Source organism: Okeania sp., from assembly GCF_983059655.1.
In genome coordinates this window covers 1-6,200 of the sequence record NZ_CEZPJD010000462.1, presented here as the reverse complement: position 1 = coordinate 6,200, position 6,200 = coordinate 1, and the positions used below count along the sequence as shown (strand labels likewise).

General features: G+C 37.3%; 8 protein-coding genes. 4 read left to right on the top strand and 4 right to left on the bottom strand.

The annotated features are described in order from the left end of the window. Positions 1-189, top strand: a 189-nt coding sequence (locus tag AC3DU7_RS21860) for a tetratricopeptide repeat protein (RefSeq protein WP_488041412.1), incomplete at its 5' end; no start/stop codon positions are given. A 235-nt stretch (positions 190-424) separates the two neighbouring features. Here the strand turns inward: AC3DU7_RS21860 and AC3DU7_RS21855 are convergent. The 3 genes from AC3DU7_RS21855 to AC3DU7_RS21845 form a co-directional block, all read right to left on the bottom strand. Continuing rightward, positions 425-580 (bottom strand): element excision factor XisI family protein, encoded by a 156-nt coding sequence (locus AC3DU7_RS21855; RefSeq protein ID WP_488041414.1) that lies wholly within the window; start codon positions 578-580, stop codon positions 425-427. A gap of 147 nt (positions 581-727) precedes the next feature. After that, entirely contained in the window at positions 728-916 is a 189-nt protein-coding gene (locus tag AC3DU7_RS21850) for an element excision factor XisI family protein (protein WP_488041411.1), read from the bottom strand. Positions 917-1,017: 101 nt separating this feature from the next. After that, a complete protein-coding gene (locus AC3DU7_RS21845) occupies positions 1,018-1,653 on the bottom strand; it encodes a type I restriction endonuclease (protein ID WP_488041410.1) in 636 nt (211 codons plus the stop codon). A gap of 610 nt (positions 1,654-2,263) precedes the next feature. Between AC3DU7_RS21845 and AC3DU7_RS21840 the strand changes: the two genes are divergently transcribed. From AC3DU7_RS21840 to AC3DU7_RS21830, 3 genes are all read left to right on the top strand, one after another. Continuing rightward, positions 2,264-3,499 (top strand): molybdopterin molybdotransferase MoeA, encoded by a 1,236-nt coding sequence (locus AC3DU7_RS21840; protein ID WP_488041409.1) that lies wholly within the window; start codon positions 2,264-2,266, stop codon positions 3,497-3,499. Positions 3,500-3,565: 66 nt separating this feature from the next. Then, positions 3,566-4,198: a response regulator gene (locus AC3DU7_RS21835; RefSeq protein WP_488041413.1), complete on the top strand. Its 633-nt coding sequence runs from the start codon at positions 3,566-3,568 to the stop codon at positions 4,196-4,198. Positions 4,199-4,268: 70 nt separating this feature from the next. Then, entirely contained in the window at positions 4,269-4,424 is a 156-nt protein-coding gene (locus tag AC3DU7_RS21830; RefSeq protein WP_488041408.1) for a hypothetical protein, read from the top strand. Between the two features lie 308 nt (positions 4,425-4,732). Here the strand turns inward: AC3DU7_RS21830 and AC3DU7_RS21825 are convergent, their stop codons facing one another. Next, on the bottom strand, positions 4,733-5,821 hold the full coding sequence (locus AC3DU7_RS21825) for a TPM domain-containing protein (protein ID WP_488041407.1): 1,089 nt from the start codon (positions 5,819-5,821) through the stop codon (positions 4,733-4,735). Between the last annotated feature and the right edge of the window lie 379 nt (positions 5,822-6,200).

Sequence of the window (6,200 nt, the reverse complement as noted above, 5' to 3'; positions counted from 1 at the left end):
CTTGCCACCGACTTCAACAACTTGGCAGAATTATATCGTTCTCAAGGGAGATATTCTGAAGCTGAACCTTTGTACCTACAAGCTTTAGATATGTTTAAACAAACATTAGGTGAGGAACATCCTAATACTACAATTGTGCGAAAAAATCTCGAACTTTTTCAGGAACAACAACAGCTAGACAGGAGCTAGACACGGATTTTGCCACAGATGCACGGATGATACAAATAATTAATCCGTTTATCCGTACCCGAATTTGTGTCTTGCCCGGATGACGCCAAATGATTAATCTGTTTATCCGTTTCCGAATTTGTGTCTTGCCCGGATGACGCCAAATGATTAATTAGTATTAAACGCCAAAAATGAGGGAAATTCAGTTTCTTGATACTCAAATTTTACCTCTTTATTTATTAGGAAATGCTTACAATTAAGCAACTCCATAATCAGTATATTTCCGCATTTCAGGAGCTTGAAATCCCAGAACAATATCTTCTTTTGGCACTCCTCGCTCCACAAGTTTTTGAGCAATTCTGATTTCAGTCATATTTTGCTCTACCCAAATCTTTTCTCCCTTAATATCCAAATGTAAGAGGTTGTCTGAGAAGTCCAATATGCTACATCACGCGCCCCCTAAATCCCCCAATTTTGGGGGACTTTTACGAGCTAATGGATTCTTGTTCCCCCCAGAATTGGCTTGCTCGGGGGGCAAAATTCAGTATTAAACAACTTTTCAGATATCCTCTAAAACACAACCATAAGCTCGCCGATAACCATCCCATCCTACATTCATAACCATATAATGGTCTTGTTTTGTATCAAAAACCGTGTAATTATCTATCTGACCATTTGATATGGGGATGGCAGCATAAACTGTTAATAAAGATTGAATAATATTGCGATAAGATTCTAATTTATCCATCTTACAATTACCTCCCGTATATAGAATTTATAATTTAGAATTCAGAATTTAGAATTGGTCAATTATAGCAAGGTTTGTTGCTTCAAATTGCTCCCTATTTCCTATTCCATTCCTTGAACAACCAATTTACTCAAACCCTTTAATATCTGCAAAACATTCCACAAATCATTATGACGGCGACGCATCGAAAATAAATCTGACTCACTATAAACAAGTCTTTCCTGTTGAATTAATTTCAAAAAAATAAAATCCGTACCATTAGTAACAAAACCATAATTAGGCTTTTCTAAACTAGGACTAGCTAACATATAAGCAAGTGCTTGTGGAATCCCAACCTCCAGAGAATAAGCAGTTTTTTTTGCCTCAATTACTAACACCCAAAATTCTGGAGTAAAAACTAAAAGATCTAACCTACCAGTAATAATTGTTGCCTCATCTTCCGAGCTAATTTTTACCTCTTTTTCACCAGTAATAAAAAAAGGATAGCGATAAAAACCAGCCCACTTCAACAATGGAGATAAAACAACTAATTTTACCACAGGTTCTAACAATGGATATTGAGATAAATGTAAATATTCCTCTTTTACTTCATCCATAGCAGCCATTTCTAAATCTGTCAGTTCCGGCAAATTTTCTTGCCATTCCTGGAAAAAGTCTCCATCATCATTCCGTTCTAAACCAAACTTTAACTTTAAATCTAAAAGGTTAATTTTTTGAGCTTGAATAGTTTCAACCATTAATTTTTATTCCTCAGTATCCTTGAATCATATTTTCCCCACTACTCCTGTTTTATTGCTGAATAGCGACGTACCCCTGGATACTTTTCTGGGTAAGGATTCAGGTGAGAGCGATCGCTTGCCCACTATGCCCACTATGTTAATATAAATAACATTGAATTATCAATCAAAATATCAACAATAGACATCTCCGACAATAAAAAATAAAATCAATTATCGCACAGAAATTATCAATTCTTTCCCCTGCTGGGAGGGGTTAGGGGTGGGTTCCCTACTACCTACTGCCTACTGCCTCTTTTCCGGAGATGCCTAATTGAGATTTGCCCACCTTAATCTGAAAGAGCGATCGCTAATTTTTAAGCAGACATTATATCAATTTTTTCATTTTCTAGAGCTTCATAAAATTTTTGCCAGGTCAATTGGGTTGCATTCAGAAAAAATCCATGATACTATTTGTATATTTGGATGTTATAGCCCCTACGTATGACTTTTTATTCAACCAAAAATCAGGAAAGGCTTGATACCCTTCAACAAGAACAGAAACAAAAGAAGAAGGATGTCAAATACAATCTATAATTAAAATGACGCAAATCTTAATTATAGATTGAAAATGCTACCAGTTGACCAAGCAGAGTCAATCATTTTAAACCTAGTACAACCCTTAAATACCCAGAGGGATGTAGAAAAAGTAGACCTCTTAACCGCATCGGGGCGCATATTAGCCACCCCAGTCACCAGTAAACTTGATTTTCCCCACTGGGATAATTCAGCAATGGACGGCTATGCAGTAAAATTTGCAGATGTCAAAAACTCTAGTCCCGAAAATCCAACAGCCTTAGAAATAATAGAAGAAATTCCAGCCGGGTATCAACCTCAGCAGCAAATTAAACCAGGACAAACAGCTCGTATTTTTACAGGTGCTTGTATGCCCACAGGAGCAGATACAGTAGTCATGCAAGAAGTGACTCAAAGACAAGGCAATAAAGTACTCATCCAAAAAGCTCCAAAACCCCAGGAATTTGTACGATATCGTGGTTCATTTTATACCGCTAGTACTCCCTTTCTCAAGCCTGGAACAATCTTAGGTGCTTCAGAAATAGCAGTATTAGCAGCACTTCAATGTCCAGAAATAACAATTTATCGCCGACCTAGAGTCGGAATATTGTCCACAGGCAACGAATTAGTTACACCAGACCAACCTCTACAACCAGGTCAGTTAGTAGACTCAAATCAATATGCCTTAGCAGTAGCTGTAGCACAAACAGGTGCAGAAGTAATACGACTGGGTATTGTCCCAGACGAACGAGAAATATTGAAAAAAACCATAGCTGAAGCGATCGCCACTACAGACTTTTTACTGTCCACCGGAGGAGTATCAGTAGGAGACTATGATTATGTAGAAGATATTCTCAAAGAGTTAGGAGCAGAAATTCATATTCATTCTGTGGCAGTTAAACCAGGAAAACCATTAACAGTTGCTAAATTTGCTGATGCTCAATGTGTATATTTCGGGTTACCAGGAAACCCAGTTTCAGCCTTAGTTAGTTTTTGGCGGTTTGTCCAACCAGCACTAAAAAAATTGGCAGGAGTAGAGCAAGCAGCATGGGGGCCAGAATTTGTCACGGCGCGATCGCTTCAAGATTTACATTCCAACGGTAAAAGAGAAACTTATCTATGGGGTCAGCTAAACTTAGGAAATAATGGCCACGAATTTCAACTTGCGTTTGGCAGTCACAGCTCTGGAAATTTAATTAATTTAGCTAATAGTACAGGTTTAGCAGTTGTACCATTGAATGAAACTTTAATAGCGATAGGTGAGTCAGTACAAGTGTTAAAAATCAGTTGACGATTGTCAACATCAGGAAAATAAAAGGTAACTATGGAACAGCTAATAACCAGTCAACAAGAGCAAATACGAATTTTAATTGTGGATGATGATCCAATGATGCAACTTGGGTTAGAGCAAGTTTTAGGCGATTATTCCTATATTGAAATAGTAGGGTTAGCGGACAATGGTAAGTTGGGAGTGGAGGAAGCGATCGAAAAAAAACCAGATTTAGTAGTTATGGATATTGCCATGCCACAACTTGATGGCATTGCAGCTACTCAACAAATTAAGGAAAAACTCCCAGATACAAGAGTTGTTGTACTTACATCTCACGATAGTCAGCAAGAAGTTATGGGTGCATTATCTAGTGGCGCAGATGCATATTGTGTTAAGGGGGCGAGTATAGAAAGGTTAATATCTGCTATTACTGCTGCTATAGATGGTGCTACTTATCTCGATCCACAAGTGGGGAGAATGGTGATTCAAAATTTGCAACCAACATCGCCAGCAGTGCCAGAAAATTCAGCTAATTTGTCATCTAGAGAATTAGATGTTTTAAAATTGTTGGTAGAGGGTAAGACTAATACTGAAATTGCTAAAGACCTTTTTTTGAGTCCTAATACTATTAAAACTCATGTTAAAGGTATTATGAATAAACTAGCAGTTGATGACCGAGTTAAAGCAGCAGTTGTTGCTTTGAGAACAGGTTTGGTGTGAATTTAACTGTAACTTAAAAATAAATAAATTTTTATCTATGAATTTTATTTAATTAAAGGTAAAGGAAAAAATGAAATATCACGTATTTATATCTTTTTTAGAAATTTGTTGGGTGGGAGCTACTCTTTGCATTTTTAGTAGGCAAATTGGAATTTGGCGCAGACAAGTTAGAAAGAAGAAAAATATCGCCGTAAATTATCAAGTTGTAACAAAAAACAGTAGATAAAAATAATAGTTTATATGGCGTTGGTAAATTAGTGTATGATATTAATTTTTTTAGGAGTCAGGAGACAGGAGACAGGAGTTAGGAGGGAAGAAAAAAGAAGAAACCCTGAGTAGAAAGTAGCAGTTTTTTGCCTCACAAAGCTCAAAAAGTGAGTATTGGGGTAAGTATAGAGGCAGAATCACTATTGGAATAATTTTTCCTTTGTACATACCCTACAACTCCTTCCAACTCTTGACTCTTCACTACTGCCTACTCCCTGCCTTAGCAGAAAGACTTTTTCAGCAAACCCTAATTATTCAAACATAATATTAGTAATCAGAACCTCCACTATCACTACCACTACTATCACTTCCAGAGCTACTACTACTGCTACTGCTATAACTATCACTTCCAGAACTACTACTACTGTAACTGCTACTGCTATAGCTTCCAGAACTGCTGCTACTAGTCACACTATAATCACTGGAACTACTACTACCAGTTCCTCCACCACTACTACTGCCACCACCAAAGTTTTCAGAACTACTGCTGCTAGTGGTTTCAGACCAATTAGCTCCCGAACCTCCACCATCGCTACTACCTCCGCCAAAGCTATCATCATCACTACCACTATCATAGTCACTCTCATTCGTATCTGTGGAGCTATAACTACTTCTTTGAGTGTTGTTGTCACTACTATTGTTTCTATTGCCTCCACTATAGCTACTGTAACTACTATAACTACGAGGAGTATAACTGCTTCTCGGCCTATTTCTGTTATTTATGTAAATCAGAATTGTCAGAAACACCAATACCAGTAAAATAGTAATTATAATGCCCATAATAAGTATGTTATTTTGAGAGACTGAAGTTTCAACTAGAGTATAGTTCCCAGTTTCTAGGGATGTTACTAATGCTGTTGTACCTGCAACTACACCATTTTTAAATAATCCTAACTTAAATTTTGGGATAACTTTAGTATCGAGCAAGTTGCTAACTTTAGAATCTGGCAAAATTTTCTGTACTCCTTTTCCAGTTTCAATTTCTACACGGCGATCGCCCTGAGAAACCAAAAACAACACTCCATTGTCTCGGTCTTTTTTACCTATTCCCCAATAGTTAAATAACTCAGTAGCAAACTTTTTTGGAGTTGCAGCAGGTTGAGTTTCTGAGACAGTGACAACTGCAATTTCTGAACCATTGCTTGCTTCCAGGTCTGAAATCATTTTGTTGAGTTTAGCTTCTGTATCAGTGCTGAGTATTTCAGCCATATCTGTCACCCAACCACCGTAGTTTTGTCGGGGGTTTGGTACATCTTGGACAGTTAACGCCAAACTTGGCAAAGAATGTAGCATTAATGCTAGAGATAGAGAAATTGCCCAAAAAGCACTTTTAAAGATGACTACAGAAAATTTCATGTTTTTGACCTCCAGATAGAAACATTGAAATAATAGTCAGCGGTCAGCTATCAGCTTCTCAAGGTTTATGGGTATTAAAAACCCGATAAAAATAGTACCATGCGCTTTTTCAAATAAGCGTAGGGGACTTAAACCCTTGAATTTTTAGCTGTTAACACAGTTCCTCTGCAAGAGTCTAGCTAAATGCTGTTTGCGTTTGCGTAGCATCCCGTAGGGAAGCATTCCGGAACGGAAAAGCTAATAGCTAGGTAAGACCAGTTAGAAAGTAACCAGTTTTAGTTATACAATTCAACATATTTCTTGAAGTTGAAGGGTTATGCAATTTATTACAGCGCTTTTCATTTGAGTAGACCACAAAATTATTTTTGGCACTTAGAGT